General features: G+C 65.9%; 18 protein-coding genes. 6 read left to right on the forward strand and 12 right to left on the reverse strand.

Features of this window, described 5'->3' with window-relative positions:
- Positions 1-34: 34 nt before the first annotated feature.
- The 7 genes from ACSVDO_RS20130 to ACSVDO_RS20160 all read right to left on the reverse strand — a co-directional run bounded on the left by ACSVDO_RS20130 (position 35) and on the right by ACSVDO_RS20160 (position 8,779).
- Positions 35-1,723 (reverse strand): long-chain-fatty-acid--CoA ligase, encoded by a 1,689-nt coding sequence (locus ACSVDO_RS20130; RefSeq protein WP_489594259.1) that lies wholly within the window; start codon positions 1,721-1,723, stop codon positions 35-37.
- 105 nt (positions 1,724-1,828) lie between these two features.
- On the reverse strand, positions 1,829-2,515 hold the full coding sequence (locus ACSVDO_RS20135) for a hypothetical protein (protein ID WP_489594260.1): 687 nt from the start codon (positions 2,513-2,515) through the stop codon (positions 1,829-1,831).
- 267 nt (positions 2,516-2,782) lie between these two features.
- Positions 2,783-3,847, reverse strand: coding sequence for a class II fructose-bisphosphate aldolase (fba, locus tag ACSVDO_RS20140; RefSeq protein ID WP_332549410.1), 1,065 nt, complete (start codon positions 3,845-3,847; stop codon positions 2,783-2,785).
- Between the two features lie 171 nt (positions 3,848-4,018).
- Positions 4,019-5,461, reverse strand: coding sequence for a pyruvate kinase (gene pyk / locus ACSVDO_RS20145; RefSeq protein WP_332549411.1), 1,443 nt, complete (start codon positions 5,459-5,461; stop codon positions 4,019-4,021).
- Between the two features lie 218 nt (positions 5,462-5,679).
- Positions 5,680-6,459, reverse strand: a complete 780-nt coding sequence (locus ACSVDO_RS20150; RefSeq protein ID WP_489594263.1) for an abortive infection protein — start codon at positions 6,457-6,459, stop codon at positions 5,680-5,682.
- 58 nt (positions 6,460-6,517) lie between these two features.
- Entirely contained in the window at positions 6,518-7,906 is a 1,389-nt protein-coding gene (locus tag ACSVDO_RS20155) for an aminopeptidase P N-terminal domain-containing protein (RefSeq protein WP_332540037.1), read from the reverse strand.
- 153 nt (positions 7,907-8,059) lie between these two features.
- On the reverse strand, positions 8,060-8,779 hold the full coding sequence (locus ACSVDO_RS20160) for a nucleotidyltransferase family protein (RefSeq protein ID WP_489596453.1): 720 nt from the start codon (positions 8,777-8,779) through the stop codon (positions 8,060-8,062).
- Positions 8,780-9,003: 224 nt separating this feature from the next.
- Between ACSVDO_RS20160 and tkt the strand changes: the two genes are divergently transcribed.
- From tkt to ACSVDO_RS20175, 3 genes are all read left to right on the forward strand, one after another.
- Entirely contained in the window at positions 9,004-11,046 is a 2,043-nt protein-coding gene (gene tkt, locus ACSVDO_RS20165; protein ID WP_489594265.1) for a transketolase, read from the forward strand.
- A gap of 44 nt (positions 11,047-11,090) precedes the next feature.
- Positions 11,091-12,095 (forward strand): type I glyceraldehyde-3-phosphate dehydrogenase, encoded by a 1,005-nt coding sequence (gap, locus tag ACSVDO_RS20170; protein ID WP_332540039.1) that lies wholly within the window; start codon positions 11,091-11,093, stop codon positions 12,093-12,095.
- 200 nt (positions 12,096-12,295) lie between these two features.
- Positions 12,296-13,270, forward strand: a complete 975-nt coding sequence (locus ACSVDO_RS20175) for a Bug family tripartite tricarboxylate transporter substrate binding protein (RefSeq protein WP_489594268.1) — start codon at positions 12,296-12,298, stop codon at positions 13,268-13,270.
- Between the two features lie 43 nt (positions 13,271-13,313).
- Here the strand turns inward: ACSVDO_RS20175 and ACSVDO_RS20180 are convergent, their stop codons facing one another.
- The 4 genes from ACSVDO_RS20180 to ACSVDO_RS20195 all read right to left on the reverse strand — a co-directional run bounded on the left by ACSVDO_RS20180 (position 13,314) and on the right by ACSVDO_RS20195 (position 16,437).
- The gene (locus ACSVDO_RS20180) at positions 13,314-14,288 is read right to left on the reverse strand and encodes a tripartite tricarboxylate transporter substrate binding protein (RefSeq protein WP_489594270.1); all 975 of its coding nucleotides are present in this window, start codon (positions 14,286-14,288) and stop codon (positions 13,314-13,316) included.
- Positions 14,289-14,324: 36 nt separating this feature from the next.
- The gene (locus ACSVDO_RS20185; protein ID WP_332549739.1) at positions 14,325-15,200 is read right to left on the reverse strand and encodes an amidohydrolase family protein; all 876 of its coding nucleotides are present in this window, start codon (positions 15,198-15,200) and stop codon (positions 14,325-14,327) included.
- A 260-nt stretch (positions 15,201-15,460) separates the two neighbouring features.
- Complete coding sequence (locus ACSVDO_RS20190; RefSeq protein WP_332540062.1) at positions 15,461-15,964, reverse strand: pyridoxamine 5'-phosphate oxidase family protein; 504 nt, start codon at positions 15,962-15,964, stop codon at positions 15,461-15,463.
- Positions 15,965-16,134: 170 nt separating this feature from the next.
- Positions 16,135-16,437, reverse strand: a complete 303-nt coding sequence (locus ACSVDO_RS20195; RefSeq protein WP_489594273.1) for a hypothetical protein — start codon at positions 16,435-16,437, stop codon at positions 16,135-16,137.
- 220 nt (positions 16,438-16,657) lie between these two features.
- On the opposite strand from ACSVDO_RS20195, the gene ACSVDO_RS20200 reads away from it, so the two are divergent.
- The 3 genes from ACSVDO_RS20200 to ACSVDO_RS20210 all read left to right on the forward strand — a co-directional run bounded on the left by ACSVDO_RS20200 (position 16,658) and on the right by ACSVDO_RS20210 (position 19,586).
- Positions 16,658-17,068 carry an OsmC family protein gene (locus tag ACSVDO_RS20200; RefSeq protein ID WP_332540064.1) on the forward strand — a complete coding sequence of 137 codons (411 nt, stop codon included), beginning with the start codon at positions 16,658-16,660 and terminating at the stop codon, positions 17,066-17,068.
- Between the two features lie 12 nt (positions 17,069-17,080).
- Positions 17,081-17,995: a pirin family protein gene (locus ACSVDO_RS20205; RefSeq protein WP_489594274.1), complete on the forward strand. Its 915-nt coding sequence runs from the start codon at positions 17,081-17,083 to the stop codon at positions 17,993-17,995.
- Between the two features lie 190 nt (positions 17,996-18,185).
- Complete coding sequence (locus ACSVDO_RS20210) at positions 18,186-19,586, forward strand: aspartate ammonia-lyase (protein ID WP_489594276.1); 1,401 nt, start codon at positions 18,186-18,188, stop codon at positions 19,584-19,586.
- Between the two features lie 73 nt (positions 19,587-19,659).
- Here the strand turns inward: ACSVDO_RS20210 and ACSVDO_RS20215 are convergent, their stop codons facing one another.
- The gene (locus tag ACSVDO_RS20215) at positions 19,660-20,019 is read right to left on the reverse strand and encodes an HPF/RaiA family ribosome-associated protein (RefSeq protein WP_332540069.1); all 360 of its coding nucleotides are present in this window, start codon (positions 20,017-20,019) and stop codon (positions 19,660-19,662) included.
- Positions 20,020-20,107: the final 88 nt, after the last annotated feature.

A 20,107-nucleotide genomic window follows, 5' to 3' on the forward strand; every position in this document is an offset into this window, starting at 1 on the left:
AGGCCTCGATTGTGCGGCGCAACGCCGCCGCCGCTCAGGCGGCGCTCTTATTTCCCCGCAGTTCGCGGCGCAGTATCTTGCCCACGGGCGTCTTGGGCAGCTCGGTACGGAACTCGATCACGCGCGGCTGCTTGTATCCCGTGAGGTTGGAGCGGCAGAAGTCGCGCACCACCTGCTCGTTGAGCGACGCATCTTTCTTGACGATCACCAGCTTCACGGCCTCGCCCGTCTTCTCGTCGGGAATGCCGACCACCGCGCACTCGAGCACGCCCGGGCATTTGGCGACCACATCCTCGACTTCGTTCGGGTAGACGTTGAAACCGCTGACCAGCACCATGTCCTTCTTGCGATCGACCACCTTGAAGAAGCCGTTTTCATCGAAGGTGCCGATATCGCCCGACTTGAAGTAGCCGTCGGCGGTCATGGTCTTGGCGGTTTCGTCGGGCAGTTGCCAGTAGCCGGCCATCACCTGCGGGCCCTTGATGGCGATCTCGCCCGGCAGGCCGGGCTCGGTCACGTCGTTGCCGGCGTCGTCGATCAGCTTCATGTACGTGCTCGGCAGCGGCACGCCTATGGTGCCCGTGAACTGGCTCACGGTGACCGGATTGCAGCTGACCGATGGGCTGGTTTCGGACAGGCCGTAACCTTCACAGATAGGGCAGCCGGTCTTCTCCAGCCACAGCTGCGCGACCGCGCTTTGCACCGCCATGCCGCCGCCCACGGACACCTTGAGGTGCGACCAGTCGACGGTGTTGAAGTCGGGGTGATGGGCCAGGCCGTTGAACAGCGTGCTCACGGCGGGGAAACTGTGGAAGCGGTGCTTGGACAGCTCCTGCAGCGTGGCCTTGAGGTCGCGCGGATTGGGAATAAGGATGGTCTTGCCGCCGGTGCGCATCGACAGCATCATGTTCACCGTGAACGCGAAGATATGGTAGAGCGGCAGCGCGCAGACGCTCGTGGGCTGCTCCCCTGTGGGCACCTTGCTCATGGCCGGCTGATTCCAGGCTTCGGACTGCAGCACGTTCGCAATCACGTTGCGGTGCAGCAGCACCGCGCCCTTGCTGACACCTGTGGTGCCGCCCGTGTATTGCAGCAGCGCGATGTCATCGGGCAGCAGTTGCGGCGCCTGGAAACTCAGATGCGCGCCCTTGGCCAACGCATCGTTGAAGCGCACGGCGCCCGGCAGCTGGAACGCGGGCACGAGCTTCTTGACCTTGCGCACCACGTAGTTGACCAGCGCGCCCTTGACCAGGCCCAGCTGGTCGCCCATGGCGCACAGCACCACATGCTTGACGGCCGTGGCCGCGATGCAGGCCTGCAGCGTGGTCGCGAAGTTCTCGATGATGATGATCGCCTTGGCGCCCGAGTCCTTGAGCTGGTGCTCCAGCTCGCGCGCGGTGTACAGCGGGTTCACGTTGACCACCACGTAGCCCGCGCGCAGCACGGCGGCGACGGCCACCGGATACTGCGGCACATTGGGCATCATCAGCGCCACGCGATCGCCCTTGGTCAGGCCCAGGCCCTGCAGATAGGCTGCCAGGATGCGGCTTTGCACGTCAGTCTGGGCATAGGTGACTTCCTTTCCCATGAAGCTGTACGCCACCCGGTCGCGGTACTTGGTGAAGGCCTCTTCCATCAGGGCCACCAGCGACGTGTATTGGGTCGCGTCAATTTCCGCAGGCACCCCTTCGGGATACGCGCTCAGCCAGGGACGATCACTCATAGTCTTTGTGCCTCCAGTATTTTTTGCCAACGCTGAAGGCATTGTCAGCCGAGGCCCGCAAGCTCGCAGCCTGTAATTACCCTAGGCCGCAGGCCTGGGCCAGGCTCAGACCGAGCCCGGAAACGGCGGCAGCACCAGCGCGCCGTCGAGCGAAGACAGGCTGTCGCGCGCCGCGCTGGCCACGGCCAGCGCCCAGTCGCGCTGCATCCGCGACTGACTGCCTTTTTCAGGCTGCAGCAGACGCTGGTCGGCGAGGATCTGCAGCTCCACCATGCCGCCGTCCTCGGTCGCGAAGCGGTAGCTCAGATGGCTGTAGGGCAGCAGCGGCAATTGCTGCCGGCTCTCGAGCCAGGCCTGGGTCTCGGGCTTGCTGCGCTTGAGCCATTGCTGGGTCTGGGCATTGCGGCGCAGCCGCAGGCAGTCCATGCGGTCAGGGCTGCCGGCGGCTTCGTCGAACAGCAGCACGTCGAGCTCGCGCGGGCAGTTGATGCCCCAGGCCACGGGCTTCCAGAACAGATTGGAGGCATTGGTGCGCACCAGCACCACGGCCAGCGGCTCCTGCTTGGCGCCGCGCAGCACCAGCGCGCGGCTGCGCAGCGCAATCTTGCCGCTCGCGGTCGGCAACGGCGCCCAGGCTTCATCGGCCGGGCCCAGATCGGTCCAGGCCCCCGCAGGCAAGGCCAGCTGCGCGCGGCCCGCGGTGTATTGCACCGAAGCCGCGCCATGCGGCTGCGCGGCGCAGCCCGCGAGCAGTACCACCACCGCTGCACTCCAAAGCGCAGAGCGCACCATCGGCCGTCCCATTCTCTTCATTGCGAGTCCTCCCTGCGCATAGGCACGCACGTGCATGTCGGCCTGTGTAATTTGTCAGCAAACGCCATGCTGCACGCTGACCGGGAAAAACGCAAACGGATTGGCGTCAAAAAGCGCAAAAAAGCACCCGCCCAAAGGCCATTGCAGGGCCTTGGCGCTGCAAATGGATGCTTGCGCCCGCGCAGCGGCAAAAAAAAGCCCCCGGGCCAGGAGCCAGGGGGCTTTGCAATGGCCGGTGCCAGTGCTTCAGTTCACGACTTGCTTGAGCGTGCCATCGGCGTACATGCCGGCGACGATCTGCAGGTTGTGGCCCTTGATCTTGCCGGCCTGGCCTTCGCAGCCGAACTCGACATAGCGCTGCTTGCAGATCTGCTTGGCGGCTTCGCGCGCTGGCTTGAGCCATTCGCGCGCATCGAACTTCTCGGGGTTCTCGAACAGGAACTTGCGCACCGCGGCCGTCATCGCCAGGCGGATGTCGGTGTCGATGTTGATCTTGCGCACGCCGTACTTGATGGCTTCCTGGATTTCTTCCACGGGCACGCCGTAGGTTTCCTTCATGTTGCCGCCGTACTGGCGAATGGTGGCCAGCAGCTCCTGGGGCACGGAAGACGAGCCGTGCATCACCAGATGGGTGTTGGGCAGGCGGGCGTGGATGTCCTTGACGCGCTGGATCGACAGGATGTCGCCTGTGGGCTTGCGCGTGAACTTGTAGGCGCCGTGGCTGGTGCCGATGGCGATCGCCAGGGCGTCGAGCTGCGTGGCCTTGACGAACTGCGCGGCCTCTTCAGGGTCGGTCAGCATCTGGCTGTGGTCGAGCTTGCCGACCGCGCCAATGCCGTCTTCTTCACCGGCTTCACCGGTCTCGAGCGAGCCCAGGCAGCCGAGTTCGCCTTCGACCGTGACGCCCACGCGGTGCGCCATTTCGACGACCTTGCGGGTCACATCGACGTTGTAGTCGAACGAAGCCGGCGTCTTGCCGTCTTCCATCAGCGAGCCGTCCATCATCACCGACGAGAAGCCCAGGTCGATCGCGCCCTGGCAGATCGCTGGCGACTGGCCGTGATCCTGGTGCATAACCAGGGGAATGTGCGGGTACTGTTCGATGGCGGCCTGGATCAGGTGCTTGATGAAGGCTTCACCAGCGTACTTGCGCGCGCCGGCACTGGCTTGGAGGATCACGGGTGCGCCGACTTCGTCGGCCGCAGCCATCACCGCCTGGACTTGCTCCAGGTTGTTGACGTTGAAAGCAGGAATGCCATAGCCGTTTGCAGCAGCATGGTCGAGCAGTTCGCGCATCGAGACGAGGGACATGTCGTGGATCCAATTCAGGGTGGGTAAACAGCCAGCGCCTGTCGCGCGCGGCCGCACCGCGCCACGGCAGGAGCCCGGGCCAAGCGGCCGTAACCGCTGTGTAACCCGGGATTTTATCCCGACTGAAAAACCCGCACCAGTGGCGTCGATGTCGAGCTAGTCAGGCCGGGCTCAGCTCGCGCGGCAAATCTGCAGCATGTTGGTGCCGCCGGGCTGGCCCATGGGCAGGCCGCAGGTGATCGCGTAGACATCGCCTTGCTGCACGATGCCGCGCGCCTTGAGGTGGGCTTCCGCCTGCTCGAGCGCGGTGTCGCGGTCGGCCGAGGTGTCCATCAGCAGCGGGCGCACATTGCGGTACAGCGCCATGCGCCGCTGGGTGTGGACCTTGGGCGTGAGCGCGTAGATCGGGATGTGGATGCGCCGGCGGCTCATCCACAGCGCGGTCGAGCCGCTGTCGGTCATGGCCACGATGGCCTTGGCGCCCAGATGATGGGCCGTGAACAGCGCGCCCATGGCGATGCTCTGGTCTATGCGGCCAAAGGTGCGGCCGGTGAAATCGGCATCGCGCTCGACGTCTTCCGCGGCTTCGGCGGCGGTGCAGATGCGCGCCATCTCTTCCACGGTTTCCAGCGGGTACTTGCCGGCGGCGGTTTCGGCGCTGAGCATCACGGCGTCGGTGCCGTCGAGCACGGCATTGGCCACGTCGCTGACTTCGGCGCGCGTGGGCACGGGGTTGGTGATCATGCTTTCCATCATCTGCGTGGCCGTGATCACGACCTTGTCCATCTCGCGCGCCATGCGGATCATCTTCTTTTGCAGCGCGGGCACGGCCGCATTGCCGACTTCGACCGCCAGGTCGCCGCGCGCGACCATGATGCCGTCGGAGACGCGCAGGATGTCTTCGAGGTGGGGAATCGCTTCGGCCCGCTCGATCTTGGCGATCAGGCCGGGCTTGTGGCGCCAGGGCGAGCCCGCGACGTTGCACAGCTGGCGCGCCATTTCCATGTCGGTGGCGTTCTTCGGGAAGCTCACGGCCACGTAATCGGCCTGGAAGCCCATCGCGGTCTTGATGTCTTCCATGTCCTTGGCGGTCAGCGCGGGCGCCGTCAGGCCGCCGCCCTGCTTGTTGATGCCCTTGTTGTTGGACAGCTCGCCGCCGAGCTTGACGGTGGTGTGCACCTCTTCGCCGCGCACCGAGTCCACGGTCAGCACGATCAGGCCGTCATTGAGCAGCAGCAGGTCGCCGGCCTTCACGTCGCGCGGCAGCTCCTTGTAGTCCAGGCCCACGCCCTGCAGATCGCCGGGTTCGGTGCGCGAAGCGTCGAGCACAAACGACGCGCCGGGCTCGAGCATCACACGGCCTTCGGCGAACTTGCCGACCCGGATCTTGGGGCCCTGCAGGTCGGCCATGATGGCCACTTCGCGGCCCGCGCGCTGGGCGGCGGCGCGCACCATCGTGGCGCGGTCGATATGGTCCTGTGCAGTGCCGTGGCTGAAGTTCAGTCGCACCACATTGACGCCGGCACGCACCATGCGCTCTAGCAGCTGGGGATCGCTCGAGGCGGGGCCCAGGGTGGCAACAATCTTCGTGGCGCGGGTCAACGGCTTGGTCATAAGGCTTTCGCGGGAGAGGGATCGGATTTCCATTCTCACACGGAAGCGGTTACATACCGGGTACGAAATAACGCCCTCACGCTTGCTCGCTACGCGTAGCTGCGCTTGGGGGGCAATGCCCCCCATCTCGTTTTGCCTTGGGGCGGCCCGGCGGCAAAACCCGGCCCCCACGCTTGCCCACTTCGTGTGGTCGCTTGGGGGGCAAGCCCCCGCAAGGCCTACAGCACCGGGCCGATCAGCCCATGCGACATCACATAGGTCAGCACATGGGCCAGGATCGCGGCCTCGAGGCCGAAGCGCCAGCAGAGGAAGCCGCCCATCAGCCCATAGACCAGCTTGCCCAGCAACACATGCAGCAGCAGCAGACCCGGCAGGGGACCGAGCAGCCACCAGGCAAGCAGCCAGTGCGTCGCGGCCCAGAGCAGCGAGCACAGGATCACCGCCACCCAGCCCTGCGTCGCAGACGGCGGTGCATCGGTACGCCCCGCAAGACGCCAGACCCCCCAGAACACGCAGGCCAGCATGCCCCAGCGCACCAGCAGTTCGTTGGTCACGCTGCCGTAGAGCAGCTTGGCCAGCAGCGGCATGGTGTAAAGCGGCTCAGCCGCCTTGACGCTCTCCGGCCAGGCAATCGCCAGCGTCACCAGCCAGGCCGCGCCCGCGACCCCTCCGGCCACGCCCGGCAGCCAGAGGCGGCGCAGCGCCTCGCGTGGCGAGCGCCCCGCAACCCAGGTGGTCAGAATCGGCGCCGCCAGCCCCACGCGCGGCGCGAGCACCACGCCCATGCCCACGGCCAGTGCCAGCACCGATGACAGCACCAGCAACAGCCCCACACCCGGCTGGCCAAACGGCGGCGGCACGGGCTGGGCATAGCGCCAATGCGGAACGATGGACCACACCATGGCCGACATGCCGGGCATTCCCAACAGCCAGAGCACCGTGAAAATGCGCCACTGAAGGCGCGGTGGTGCGGAAAGCGAGCTGGAAGCGTCGGACATGGGAGCAGTCAAGAAAAATGGAAGCACATGCCGTGGCGTGTGCCGGTGCTGGCATGGTTCACGCCAGATCGCGCATCAGCGCTTCGATCTCATCGGCCTTCACGGGCACATCGCGCGTGATCAGCTCGCAACCCTCCTCCGTGACGATGGCGTCGTCCTCGATGCGGATGCCGATATTGTGGAACGCCTCGGGCAGCTCGGCGCTGGCGCGCAGATACAGGCCCGGCTCTATCGTGGTGCACATGCCCGCACGCAGAATGCGGCTGGGGCGCTGGCGCAGCGTTTCGCCCGTCAGCGGGTCGCGCCGTGCGGGGCCGGTATCCTGGGCCCCGGGTTCGATGTAGCTGCCGCAGTCATGCACGTCCATGCCCAGCCAGTGGCCGGTGCGGTGCATGTAATACGGGAAATAGGCGCGCGTCTCGATCACGTCCTGGGCCGTGCCCACGCGGCTCGCGTCGAGGATGCCCAGGTCGAGCAGACCCTGCGACAGCACGGCCAGCGTCGCATCGTGCGGATCGCTGAAGCGTCGGCCCGCGCGCGTGACCGCCACGGCCGCTTCCTGGCTCGCGAGCACCAGGTCGTAGACCGCGCGCTGCGCGCCCGTGAACTTGCCATCGGCGGGGAAGGTGCGCGTGATGTCGCTGGCGTAGCCGTCGAGTTCGCAGCCCGCATCGATCAGCACCAGTTCGCCGGCGCGCACCAGCGCCTTGTCGGCCTGGTAATGCAGCACGCAGGCATTGGCGCCCGCAGCGACGATGGAGCCATAGGCCGGGTATTGCGAGCCATGCTGGCGGAATTCGTGCAGCAACTCGGCGTCAAGGTGGTATTCGCGCACTTCCTCGCCCGCACGCAGCATGCGCGCCGAGCGCTGCATGGCGCGCACATGGGCGCCGGCGCTGATGCGCGCCGCACGGCGCATGATGTCCTGCTCGTGCGCGTCCTTGACCAGGCGCATTTCGTCGAGCAGCGCGCACAGATCACCCTGGTGGGTCGGCGACTGCACGCCCATGCGCACGCGGTTGCGCACCTGGGACAACCAGGTCTCGACCTGCGCGGCGAGTCCGGTGTGGGTGGCGAACGGGAACCACACGCACTCGGTGTTGTCCAGCAGGCGCGGCAGCCGGGTGTCGATCTCGTTGCTTGAAAAGGCCTGGTCCACGCCCAGCGTCGCGACCGCGCCTTCGGGGCCCAGGCGATAGCCGTCCCAGATTTCGCGCTCGAGGTCCTTGGGCTGGCAAAACAGCGTACTCTGACCATCGCCCTTGAGCACCAGGCAGGCGTGGGGTTCGGTGAATCCGGTCAGATAGTAGAAATAGCTGTCATGCCGGTAGAGAAAATCCGTGTCGCGGTTGCGCGCGCGCACCGGTGCAGTGGGGATGATGGCCACGTCCTGGGGGCCCAGCTGGGCAGCCAGGCGCGCGCGGCGTTGGGCATAAACAGAGATCATGCCGGCTATCGTACTGCGCAGTTGCTTGTAAATGTATCCCCTAAATTAACGGTTTGACCACTATTTGCAATCTAGCGTGCAGCGGGCCTCCTCTGAAATCAGGTTTTTCCTACAAGAACCCGGCGATTCCGGATGCCGGCAACCGTGTCAAGCTCAGGCCGCGTTCAGGCGCTGCAGGCGCGCGGGCGTTCCCACATCGGTCCAGCGGCCCGAATACACCGATGCGCCGACCCGGCCCGCAGCCATGGCGCGGCGCAGCAATGGTCCGAGCGCCGCGCGCTCGCCCGCGGGGTTGCCTGCGGGAATCGCGCACCAGGGCGCGCTGAACAGTTCGGCACGCAGCAGCGCGATCGTGCTGTAGGTCCAGCGCGGCCGCGGGTCGCCTTCGGGCAGATCGAGCGCCAGGCCCTGCTCGGACAGACCGAAATCGCCTTGGGGATGGTGCTCGGGATTGGCCACCAGCCACAGGTGGGCCAACTGGTCGCTGGCCGTGAAAGCAGCAGCCGCCGCCGCATCGAACCTGAAGTCGGGCGCAAACACATCGCCGGCCGCAAGCCAGAACACCGGGCCGAGCCGGGGCAGCGCGCGCGCAATGCCACCCGCGGTCTCGAGCGCCGAGCCCTGGCCCGACGGGTCTTCATCGGAATAGACCAGTGGCAATTGCACACCGGGGGCGTCAAACACGCTGCCCAGGCGCTGCGGAATCTGCGCGCCCAGCCAGCCGGTATTGATCACCGCGCGCGGCACGCCGGCAGCGGCAAGCGCCTGCAGATGCCACTGCAGCAGCGGCTGGCCCTGCACTTCGAGCAGCGGCTTGGGGCAGTGATCGGTCAGCGGCCGCATGCGCTCGCCGCGGCCCGCGGCCAGCAGCATCGCGGGCGGCTGGAGCGCGGCTGCGACAGAGGGCGGGACCGCCGTCGAAGGCACGGAAAAAGAGACAGAAGACATGCGCTGAAAGCTCCGAAAATGCAGGCCGGTCAAGGGTTTGACCATGGGCTGCACTGTAGTGCATTGCCCCGCGATACGGCTCAAAACGGGCTGCCGCTTAAAATATCCGGCTTCCCCTGACAAACACCCTCCTTTTTCGGAGCGCCCTGATGGCCAACACTCAACAAATGGCGAATGCGATCCGCGCACTCGCAATGGATGCCGTTCAACAAGCCAACTCCGGTCACCCCGGCGCCCCCATGGGCATGGCCGATATGGCCGTAGCCCTGTGGAGCCGCCACCTGCAGCACAACCCGGTCAACCCGCATTGGGCCGACCGCGACCGTTTCATCCTGTCGAACGGCCATGGTTCGATGCTGATCTATGCGCTGCTGCACCTCACCGGCTACGACCTGCCGATGACCGAGCTGAAGAACTTCCGCCAACTGCACAGCAAGACCGCGGGCCATCCTGAAGTGGGCGTGACCCCGGGCGTGGAAACCACCACCGGCCCGCTGGGCCAGGGCATCACCAATGCCGTGGGCTTCGCGCTCGCAGAAAAGCTGCTGGCTTCGGAGTTCAACCGCAAGGGCCACGAAATCGTCAACCACCACACCTATGTATTCATGGGTGACGGCTGCCTGATGGAAGGCATCTCGCACGAAGCCGCGGCGCTTGCCGGTGCCTGGAAGCTCAACAAGCTCGTGGCGCTGTACGACGACAACGGCATTTCGATCGACGGCCAGGTCGCTCCCTGGTTCATCGACAACACCGCCCAGCGTTTCGAAGCCTACGGCTGGAACGTGGTCGGCCCCGTGGACGGCCATGACGTCGGCGCCGTCGACGCCGCGATCGCCCACGCCAAGCAAAGCGCGACCAAGCCCACGTTGATCATCTGCAAGACCAGCATCGGCAAGGGCTCGCCCAACCGCCAGGACACCGCCAAGGCCCACGGCGAACCCCTGGGTGGCGAGGAAATCGGCCTGACGCGCGCGGCGCTGGGCTGGTCGCACACGCCGTTTGAAATCCCGGCCGACGTCTATGGCGACTGGGACGCCAAGGCCGCCGGTGCCAAGACCGAAGCCGCCTGGAACAAGAAGTTCGCGGCCTACGCCAAGGCCTACCCCGAACTCGCGGCCGAGTTCACGCGCCGCATGGCCGGTGACCTGCCGAAGAACTTCGCCCAGGTCGCGGTCAACACCGTGGTCGACACCATCGCCAAGGGCGAGACCGTCGCCAGCCGCAAGGCCAGCCAGATGGCGCTCGAAGCCTTCACCGCGTCCCTGCCCGAAATGCTCGGCGGCTCGGCCGACCTGACCGGCTCCAACCTGACCAACACCAAGAGCACGCCCGCGCTGCGCTTCGACGACCTGGGCAACGTGGTCAAGAACGAGTACGGCGTCGGTGGCCGCCACATCAACTACGGCGTGCGCGAATTCGGCATGGCCGCGATCATGAACGGCATTGCGCTGCATGGCGGTTTCATCCCCTACGCCGGCACCTTCCTGACGTTCAGCGATTACAGCCGCAACGCCATCCGCATGGCCGCGCTGATGAAGCAGCGCGTGATCCACGTGTTCACGCACGACTCCATCGGCCTGGGCGAAGACGGCCCCACGCACCAGTCGATCGAGCACGCCGCGAGCCTGCGCCTGATCCCCGGCCTGGACGTCTGGCGTCCGGGTGACACCACCGAAACCGCGGTCGCCTGGAGCGCCGCGCTGTCGCAGCGCAACAAGCCCACGGCCCTGCTGCTGAGCCGCCAGAACCTGGCCTATGCGCGCAAGCGCGACGCCGGCGACATCAGCCGCGGCGCCTATGTGCTGAGCGAGCCCGCCGACATCGGCCTGACGCAGGCCGCCCAGGCCGTGATCATCGCCACCGGCTCGGAAGTGCAGCTGGCGCTGGCCGCGCAGAAGCTGCTGGCCACCAAGAAGATCGCCGTGCGCGTGGTTTCCATGCCCAGCACCACGACCTTCGACCGCGAAGACGTCAAGTACAAGACCAAGGTGCTGCCCGCCAACCTGCCGCGCGTGGCGGTGGAAATGGGCGTGACCGACTTCTGGTGGAAGTACGGCTGCGCGGCCGTGGTCGGCATCGACACATACGGCGAATCGGCGCCAGCGGGCGTGCTGTTCAAGCACTTCGGCTTCACCGAGGAAAATGTCGCGGCAACGGTCCAGGCCGTGCTGCGCCAGCAGAAGAAGAAGTAATCGTCCAGTAACAGGTTTTCGTCATTTCACTTCAAGAGGCAAATATGACCATCAAAGTAGGTATCAACGGGTTCGGCCGCATCGGCCGCATGGTGTTCCGCGCCGCCGTGCAGAACTTTGGCAGCGACATTGAAATCGTCGCCATCAACGACTTGCTCGAACCCGATTACCTGGCTTACATGCTCAAGTACGACAGCGTGCATGGCCGTTTCCAGGGCACCGTGGCCGTCGAAGGCAACACTCTGGTGGTCAATGGCAAGCCCATCCGCCTGACGCAGGAACGCGACCCCGCCGCCCTGAAGTGGAATGAAGTCGGCGCCGACATCGTGATCGAAGCCACGGGCCTGTTCCTGACCAAGGAAACTGCACAAAAGCACCTCGACGCAGGCGCGAAGAAGGTCATTCTGTCGGCTCCTTCCAAGGACGACACCCCGATGTTCGTGTTCGGCGTGAACTGCAAGACCTACGCCGGCGAAGCCATCATCTCCAACGCTTCGTGCACCACCAACTGCCTGGCCCCCGTGGCCAAGGTGCTCAACGACAAGTGGGGCATCAAGCGCGGCCTGATGACCACCGTGCACGCTGCCACGGCAACGCAAAAGACCGTCGACGGTCCGTCGAACAAGGACTGGCGCGGCGGCCGCGGCATCCTGGAAAACATCATTCCCTCGAGCACTGGCGCCGCCAAGGCCGTGGGCGTGGTGATTCCCGAGCTGAACAAGAAGCTCACGGGCATGTCGTTCCGCGTGCCGACTTCCGACGTGTCGGTGGTCGATCTGACCGTTGAACTGAACAGCGAAGCCACCTACGCCGAAATCTGCGCCGAAATGAAGGCCCAGTCCGAAGGCGCGCTCAAGGGCGTGCTGGGCTACACCGAAGACAAGGTGGTTGCCACCGACTTCCGCGGTGAGTCCTGCACCTCGGTGTTCGACGCCGAAGCCGGCATCGCGCTGGACAAGACATTCGTCAAGGTCGTGAGCTGGTACGACAACGAATGGGGCTACTCGAACAAGTGCCTGGAAATGGTGCGCGTTGTGGCTTCGAAGTAAGAAGCAAGAGCGTTCATTGCACTGACGAGTGCAAAGAACAGCAAAGGCGCCAGTCCCGTGAGGGGCTGGCGCCTTTTTTCATGGGCCAAGAACGTTTTGCGCATTTGCTCATGCGAAAGAATGCGTTGGCCGCATAAGTGCGCGTCCATAGACTGGCTGGTTCAACGGCTTGGCCGTCCGCTACCCACCGTCTCACCCCCATGCATCTGTCTTCCCCGACCCGCCGCCGCCTTCTCGCTTCCACTGCCCTCGCCTGGGGCGTCAGTCTGGCGGGTCTGGCCCATGCGGCCGACCGCACCATCCATATCGTCGTGCCCTTCGGCGCGGGCGCCGTGCAGGATACCGTGCTGCGCGCGTTCAGCAACGAGCTGGGTCAGGCACTGCAGGCGAGCATCGTCATCGAGAACAAGCCCGGCGCGGGCGGCACCCTTGGCACCCAGGGCGTGGCGCGCGCCAAGCCCGACGGCAACACGCTGGTGATGGCCGCCGCCAGCCACCATTTCACGGGCTACATGTATCCCAAGCTGGGCTTTCACCCGGTCAACGACTTCGAGCCCGTGGCCCTGGTCGCGTCGTCTGGCTATGTGATTGCCGCGCCCGCGGGCAAGGAACGCACGCTGGCGCAATGGGTCGCGGCCGCCAAGGCCAGCCCCACGCCCTGGAACTACGCTTCGGCCGGCAACGGCAGCGCATCGCACCTTGGCATGGCCTCGTTCCTGGCACAGGCTGGCGTCGAGCAGCAGCACATTCCCTACAAGTCGACCGGCGACGCGGTGCGCGAGCTGCTTGCCGGCCGCGTGCAGGGCGTGACGGCCGCGACCACGGGCCTGATCGCCTTCAAGGACGACCCGCGCGTGCAACTACTGGCCTACACGGGTCCCAAGCGCTCGCCGTTCCTGCCCGACCTGCCCACGGTGGCCGAATCGGGCTTTGCGGGCTTCCAGTTCGACACCTGGTACGGGCTGCTGGCTCCGGCCGGCACGCCCGCAGCCGAAGTGCACAGGATCAACGCCGCGGTCAACAAGGTGCTGGCCGACCCGGTGGTGCAGGAGCGCGTGCGCAAGCTCGGCGCCGAAGCCGCGACCGACACGCCCGCGGGCTTCAAGCAGCTGCTGGCCAGGGATTGGGTCAATGCGGGCAATGTGGTGCGCGTGTCCGGCGCACGCGTCGAATAAGGCCGGCAGCGCGGGCGCGGCGCCCGCCGCACGCCTGGTCGTATCAGTCCAGCTTGATGTTGCGCGCCTTGACCACGCCTTGCCAGCGCGTGCTTTCCGCCTTGATGAAGGCGGTGAAGTCCTGGGCGCTGTTGCCCACGGGATCGAGGCCGGCGCGCATCAGGCGCTCGCGCACGCCGGCGTCGGCAACGGCTTCGCGCGTGGCCTTGCCCAGGCGCTCGACGATGTCCCGGGGCGTGTTCTTCGGCAGGAAGATGCCATTCCATTCGAGCACCTCGAACTCGGGCATGCCGCTCTCGCGCAGCGTGGGCACGTTGTCCAGGCCCTGGACCCGCTTGCGCGAACTCACCGCGAGCGCGCGCAGCTTGCCGCCGTTGAGGTACTGCAGCGTCGACGCGGCATTGCCGAAGTACATGTCGACCTGGCCGGCCATCACATCGGTCAGCGCGGGCGCGCCGCCCTTGTAGGGCACATGCAGCGTTTCCATCCTGGCCTGGTCGTTGAACATTTCCGCGGCCAGGTGGGAGCCGGTGCCGGCGCCGGCCGAGGCATAGGTCAGCTTGCCCGGCGACTGCTTCGCCGCGGCGACCAGTTCGGCCACGGTCTTGTAAGGCTTGTTGTTGCCGACCACCAGGATCTGCGGCGCCGTCGCCACCAGCGATACCGGGATGAAATCCTTCATGGGATCGTAGGGCAGCTTGCGCAGCGCGCCGTTCACGCCGAAGGCCGAGGCATCGTACAGAACGGTATAGCCGTCGGGCAAGGCCTTGGCCACGCTGTCCGCACCAATGACGCCGCCCGCGCCGGGCTTGTTCTCGATGACCACCGGCTGGCCCAGGATCTCGCCCATGCGCTGGGCCACGATACGCGCCGTGTTGTCGGCGCCGCCGCCCGCGGAGTACGGCACGACCATGCGTATGGGCCGCTCGGGCCAGGCGGCCCAGCTGGCCAGCGGCAGCAATGCGGCGGCCAGGACGAGAACGCGGCGGCCGCGCAGCAAGGGGGATTGGTTGAACATGGTTGTCTCCTTCATAGGTATGGAAATCCGGGTCGGTCAGACGGGGCCGAAGCCGTAGAGCGCCGCCGGGTTGTCGACGAGTACGCGCTGGCGCACTTTTTCATCGCCACTCCAATGCGCGAGCAGGTCGAACAGCTCGGCGTCATCGGGCTTGCATTCGGTCTCGGTGGTGTGCGGCCAGTCGCTGCCCCAGACCAGGCGCTCGGGCGCGGCCCGCACCCAGGCGCGCGCCACGGCATCGGTATCGGCATAACCCTGGCCGTGGGGCCGGCGCGTGTCGAGGTAGGCGCCGGACAGCTTGACCCAGGCCCGGCCCTGGTCAAGCAGGCTGCGGATCAGCGCAAACGCCGGATGCGCCGTGCCCTGAGGCAGCGGCAGGCGTCCCAGATGATCGAAGACCAGCGGCGTGGGCAGGCGCTGCAGCATCGGTCCATGGGCCAGCAGCTGGTCGGCGCTCCAATGCAGCTGCAGATGCCAGCCCCAGGCGTGCACGCGCTGCGCCAGCGGCTCCACCATCTCGAAGCCCACGGCCGCATGCACCGCGGTATGCAGGGAAAAGCGTATGCCGCGTATGCCGCCGTCGTGCAGCGCCTGCAGCTCGGCATCGGTGATGTCGGGACGCACCACGGCCACGCCGCGGGTGCAATCTCTGCCCAGTTGGCGAATCGCATCCAGCGTCACGCTGTTGTCCGTGCCGAACGGCCGGGGCTGGACGACGACCGTGCGGCTGGTGCCGTTCAGGGCCTGTATGCGGCGGTAGTCAGCGACCGTCGCCTGGGGCAGCACCGCGGCGACATGCGCAAAGCGCGGGTCGAGGATGTGCATGTGCGCATCGCAGGCACCCGCAGGCGCCGATGTCGCGGGCCGGCCGCGCGCGCCACTGTTGGGCAGCGGCGTGCCGCAGACGCTCATTTGCCCTCCTGCAGGCGCAGGCAGTCGATGCCATCGCATCGCACGAAATGGCCGGCGCGCGCCGGCAAATCAGCAGGAAAAAGGGGGGTTGAGGCAGCGGCAATGCAGTTCATGCCCCAGTGTAGGCATGGGCATCTGCATAAATAAACCGCTGCTTGCTACGATCATTTGATAGAAAAACTATCTTCCCGGCCGCGGAATTCTTGTCCGCAGCCCGGGCGGCGCGACCGGCAGCAGCCGACGACGCGCCTCGAGCAGGTTTACATGCGAATGGTCTTGTGCTCGCCCATGCCCTTGGGTTGCTCGCCCGTGACAGCGGCCTTGGCCATCTTGAACAGCTGCACCAGCTGGTTTTCCTTCACGTCCCAGTACTCAGCCGCGGTCACCGGAGCGACCAGCACCGTCAGGTTGGGGTCGTCGACGCCGCCGGGGAACCAGGCCTGGGCGGCCGTGGACCAGAGCTTTTCCTTGAGCACGCGGTCTTCGCTCAGATGCGCATTGCTGCTGATCGAGACATAGCTGTCTGCGCCTGGATCGGCAAAGCTGATCTGGATGTTGGCGTCGCGCGTGACGCAATGCGCGAGATCGGTCTTCTTGTCCAGCAGGAAGTAGAAGTTCACATGCTCGTCCATGCCTTCCTTGTTGGCCATGGTCATGGGGCAGGCCTGCAGAGTGCCGTCTTCGTGGCGGTGGGTGATCATCGCGAAGCGAATCCCCTTGACCAGTTTCCAAAGGGTTTCGCGTGGATGGGTGTTGTCGGCCATATGCATCTCCTGGTGAACGGGTGAAGCTCCCACTCTAGCCATCGCATCGCCGGCGGTATGTCGGAGAACGGCCCCTGCGCCTGTCCCGCCAACCTGCCCCAACGGCTGGCGGCAGACAACAAAAAAGCCCCTTGCGGGGCTTTTCATCTAACGCAGGCATGGCAATCACCTCAAGCTTCGGCCTCGGCATTGACTGCGGCGACAACGGCCGCCGGAGTCACCCCGTGGAGCTCGATCGCGCCCTGCGACACATAAAGCTCGAATTCGTCCTTGGCCAGAGTGACCGTCACGGGCTGGCCTTCCGATTCCCACGACACCACCAGGCTCGCCAGCGCGGTATCTACCTGGACCGTCTGGCCCAGGGGAATGTCTTCGAGGGCGCCGTCTCCGACACGGTGCTGAACAAGACCAACGATGCGCGCCTGGAAGTGCTCGGGCAAGGCAACGCCAGGTGCAGTGGTGGGAGTGGTCATGTAAATCTCCTGAAAGAGGTGAAGAGCGCCGGGTCCGAGCGCGCCATGCAGATGCAACGGCTGGCACGGACCCAGGAATGGATTCAGCGATCAATTTAACGCCTTTGCGCGACGCGCCTTGTCAGCCATACGCTTCTTCGAAGCCACCGACAGCGACTATGCTCAGGCCTGCCCCTGCACCATCCGCAAGGCCGCGCCTTGCTTGAAAGAAAGCTCATCCATGGCCGATAGCGTATTTTCCGCCAGCACTACCTTGCCCTACCGCGTCACGCTGACCGACCCCTCGGGTCACAGCTGGCACGCGGACGAACCCGCCGCGCTCGGCGGCGGCGATAGCGCGCCCAGCCCGATGCAGCTGCTGCTGTCGGCGCTGGGCGCCTGCACCACCGTCACGCTGCAGATGTATGCCCAGCGCAAGCAATGGCCGCTGCAGGCCGTGCATATCGTGCTGCAGCTCAACCCCGACGGCAAACCCGCGAGCGGCAATGAGCTCGCGCGCAGCATCACGCTCGAAGGCCCGCTCGACGCTGACCAACGCAGCCGCCTGCTGCAGATCGCCGAGGCCTGCCCCGTGCACAAGCTGCTCACGGGCGAAGTGCGCATTGCCACCGAACTGACCGACCCCACCTGAAGGAGAACGCCCATGTCCGCCCCATCTTCCGCTCCCGAGCTGCTGTCGACCCGCCTGGCCGATGTCGGCGGCATTCCCGTGCACCGCGCCGTGCCCCAGCGCGCGCTGCGCAAGGTCGGCGCCTGGTGCTTTCTCGACCATCTGGGCCCTTCGGTCCAGCATGGAGACCGCAGCATGCAGGTCGGCCCGCACCCGCACATCGGCCTGCAGACGTTCACCTGGATGATCGAAGGCGAAGTGCTGCACCGCGACAGTCTGGGCTCGGAGCAGGTCATTCGCCCGGGCCAGATCAATCTGATGACGGCCGGCCGCGGCATCGCCCACTCCGAGGAAAGCCTGGGCAGCCCGCGCATGCACGCGGCCCAGCTGTGGATCGCGCTGCCGGGCGACCAGCGCACCATGGCGCCGCGCTTTCAGCATTACCCCGACGTGCCGCGCTGCACGCAGGACGGCCTGGAGATCTGCGTGCTGGCCGGCGAAGCCCTGGGCCAGGTCTCGGCAGTGCAGGTGCACAGCCCGCTGGTCGCGCTCGACCTGAACCTGCGCGCGGATGCGCCCGGCCCGGTCACGACCGAGCTCGCGCTGCGCGCCGATTTCGAATATGCGGTGCTCGGTCTCACGGGCGAGGTCGTGGTCGATGGTCAGGCCGTTGCACCCGATGAACTGCTGTTCCTGCCTGCGGGCCGCGCTACGCTGGAACTGCGCTGCACGCCTGGCACGCGGCTGCTGCTGGTCGGCGGCGCGCCCATGAACGAGGAAGTGCTGGTGTGGTGGAATTTCGTCGGCCGCACGCAGGAAGAAATCGCCCAGGCGCTGGCCGACTGGCAGGCGGGCCCCGAGGGTTCGGAGCGCTTCGGCGCGCGCGTGGCCTCGCCGCTCGCGCCGCTGGTGGCGCCGGCGCTGGAAGGCCGGCTGCGCGGCGGCTGAGGCCGCACCGGGTCTATTTCACGAGGTTATGCACCAAACAGGTGCAATCCATGCGCGCACCGACGGATAATGCCCGCTGGCCGGCATGCGGGCAACAAGCCCCATGCCCGGCCTTCCACGCCAACGCCGCCTTGCTCCAAGGCGGCGTTTGCACGTCCTGCCTGCACTTTTACCTTCTGAAAGCAGATCCATGCGTCAAGAACACGACTTCATCGGCATCAAGACCATCCCTCCCGACGCGTACTGGGGTGTCCACACCGCGCGCGCGGTGGAGAACTTCCCCATCACCGGCCACAGCGTGGCCCACATGCCGGAACTCATTCGCGCCTTCGCATTCGTCAAGAAGGCCGCAGCCCACGCCAACCTGGCCCTGGGCGCCATTCAAGAACACCAAGCCCACGCCATTGCCCAAGCCTGCGACGACCTGATCGCCGGCAAGCTGCACGACCAATTCGTGGTCGATGTGATCCAGGGCGGCGCCGGCACCTCCACGAACATGAACGCCAATGAGGTGATCGCCAACCGTGCGCTCGAGCACCTGGGATTGCCCAAAGGCCGCTACGACGTGCTGCATCCCAACGACCACGTCAACGCCTCGCAAAGCACCAACGATGCCTACCCGACCGCGCTCAAGCTCGCGACCTGGTTCGGCATCCAGCACCTGCTCGCCGCCCTGGCTGCCCTGCGCGGCGCGTTCCAGGCCAAGGCCGACGAGTTCGCCCCCCTGCTCAAGATCGGCCGCACACAACTACAAGACGCCGTGCCGATGACGCTGGGCCAGGAATTCGGCGCCTTTGCCGCGATGATTGCCGACGACGAGAAGCGCCTGCGCGAATCCGCGTACCTGATGACAGAAATCAACCTTGGCGGCACCGCCATCGGCACCGGCATCAACGCGCCCGTGGGCTATGTGGATGCGGTCATCCCCAAGCTCGCCGAACTGTCGGGCGTGCCCGTGACCCAGGCCGCGAACCTGATTGCGGCCACGGCCGACACCGGCGCCTTCGTCGACATTTCGGGCATCCTCAAGCGCATCGCCAGCAAGCTGTCGAAGATCAGCAACGACCTGCGCCTGCTGTCCTCTGGCCCGCAGGCCGGCATTGCCGACATCCAGCTGCCCGCACGCCAGGCTGGCTCGTCCATCATGCCGGGCAAGGTCAACCCCGTGATCCCCGAAGTGATGAACCAGGTCTGCTTCGAAGTCATAGGCAACGACGTCGCGATCACCATGGCTGCCGAAGCCGGCCAGCTGCAGCTCAATGCGTTCGAGCCGCTGATGGGCTGGGCGCTGCACAAGAGCCTCACGCACCTGGCGCGCGCCTGCCATACGCTGCAGGTGAACTGCGTCGAAGGCATCACCGCCAACGAAGCGCTGCTGGCCACGCGCATCGCCGAATCGGTGACGCTGGTGACGGCGCTGAACCCGCTGATCGGCTACGAAAAATCGGCGGCCATTGCCAAGGCCGCCATTGCCAGCGGCCGGCCGATCGCCGAAGTCGCCGAGAGCCTGGGCATCATGGAGCACAGCGAAATGCAGCAGCTGCTGGTTGCCGACAAGCTGACACGGGCCGGCGCACTGGTCCCGGCGTAATCCACAGCCATGAAAAAAGGGCGCCTCATTGGGCGCCCTTGGCTACATGGAAGTGCCGCCGCGGCGGCAGCGATCAGGCTTCGTCGGGTTGCTCCTGGGTGCGAATGGTTTCGCGCCCGTTCTTGTCCTTGAGACGGCCCAGGTCGGTTTCGACCGCGCGCATCAGTTTTTCCGTCGCCGCGGTGACGGCATCGGCCATTTTTTCAGCTTCGGCATTCACTGCGATCGGCTGACGCCCATTGACCCGGGTCTCCAGTACGCAGCGCTTGAGACCGCCCTGGGTCTTGCGCGCATCGGTGTCGGACAGAAAGACTTCCACCCTCGTGATGTACTCCTTGAAACGCGTCAAGCGCGTCTGGAGCTCACTCTGCACCCACTTCGACAGAGATTCGCCCCCTGCTACGAGGTTGTCCGTGTGCACCTGGATTTGCATGCCTGTCTCCTTTGGCCTGGTTGGTTCGGTACCCATCCTAGCCCCAAAACGGCCCGCCGTCATTGTCCTGACATCTGGTAGTGAATGA

Source organism: Comamonas sp. DB36, assembly GCF_057914905.1.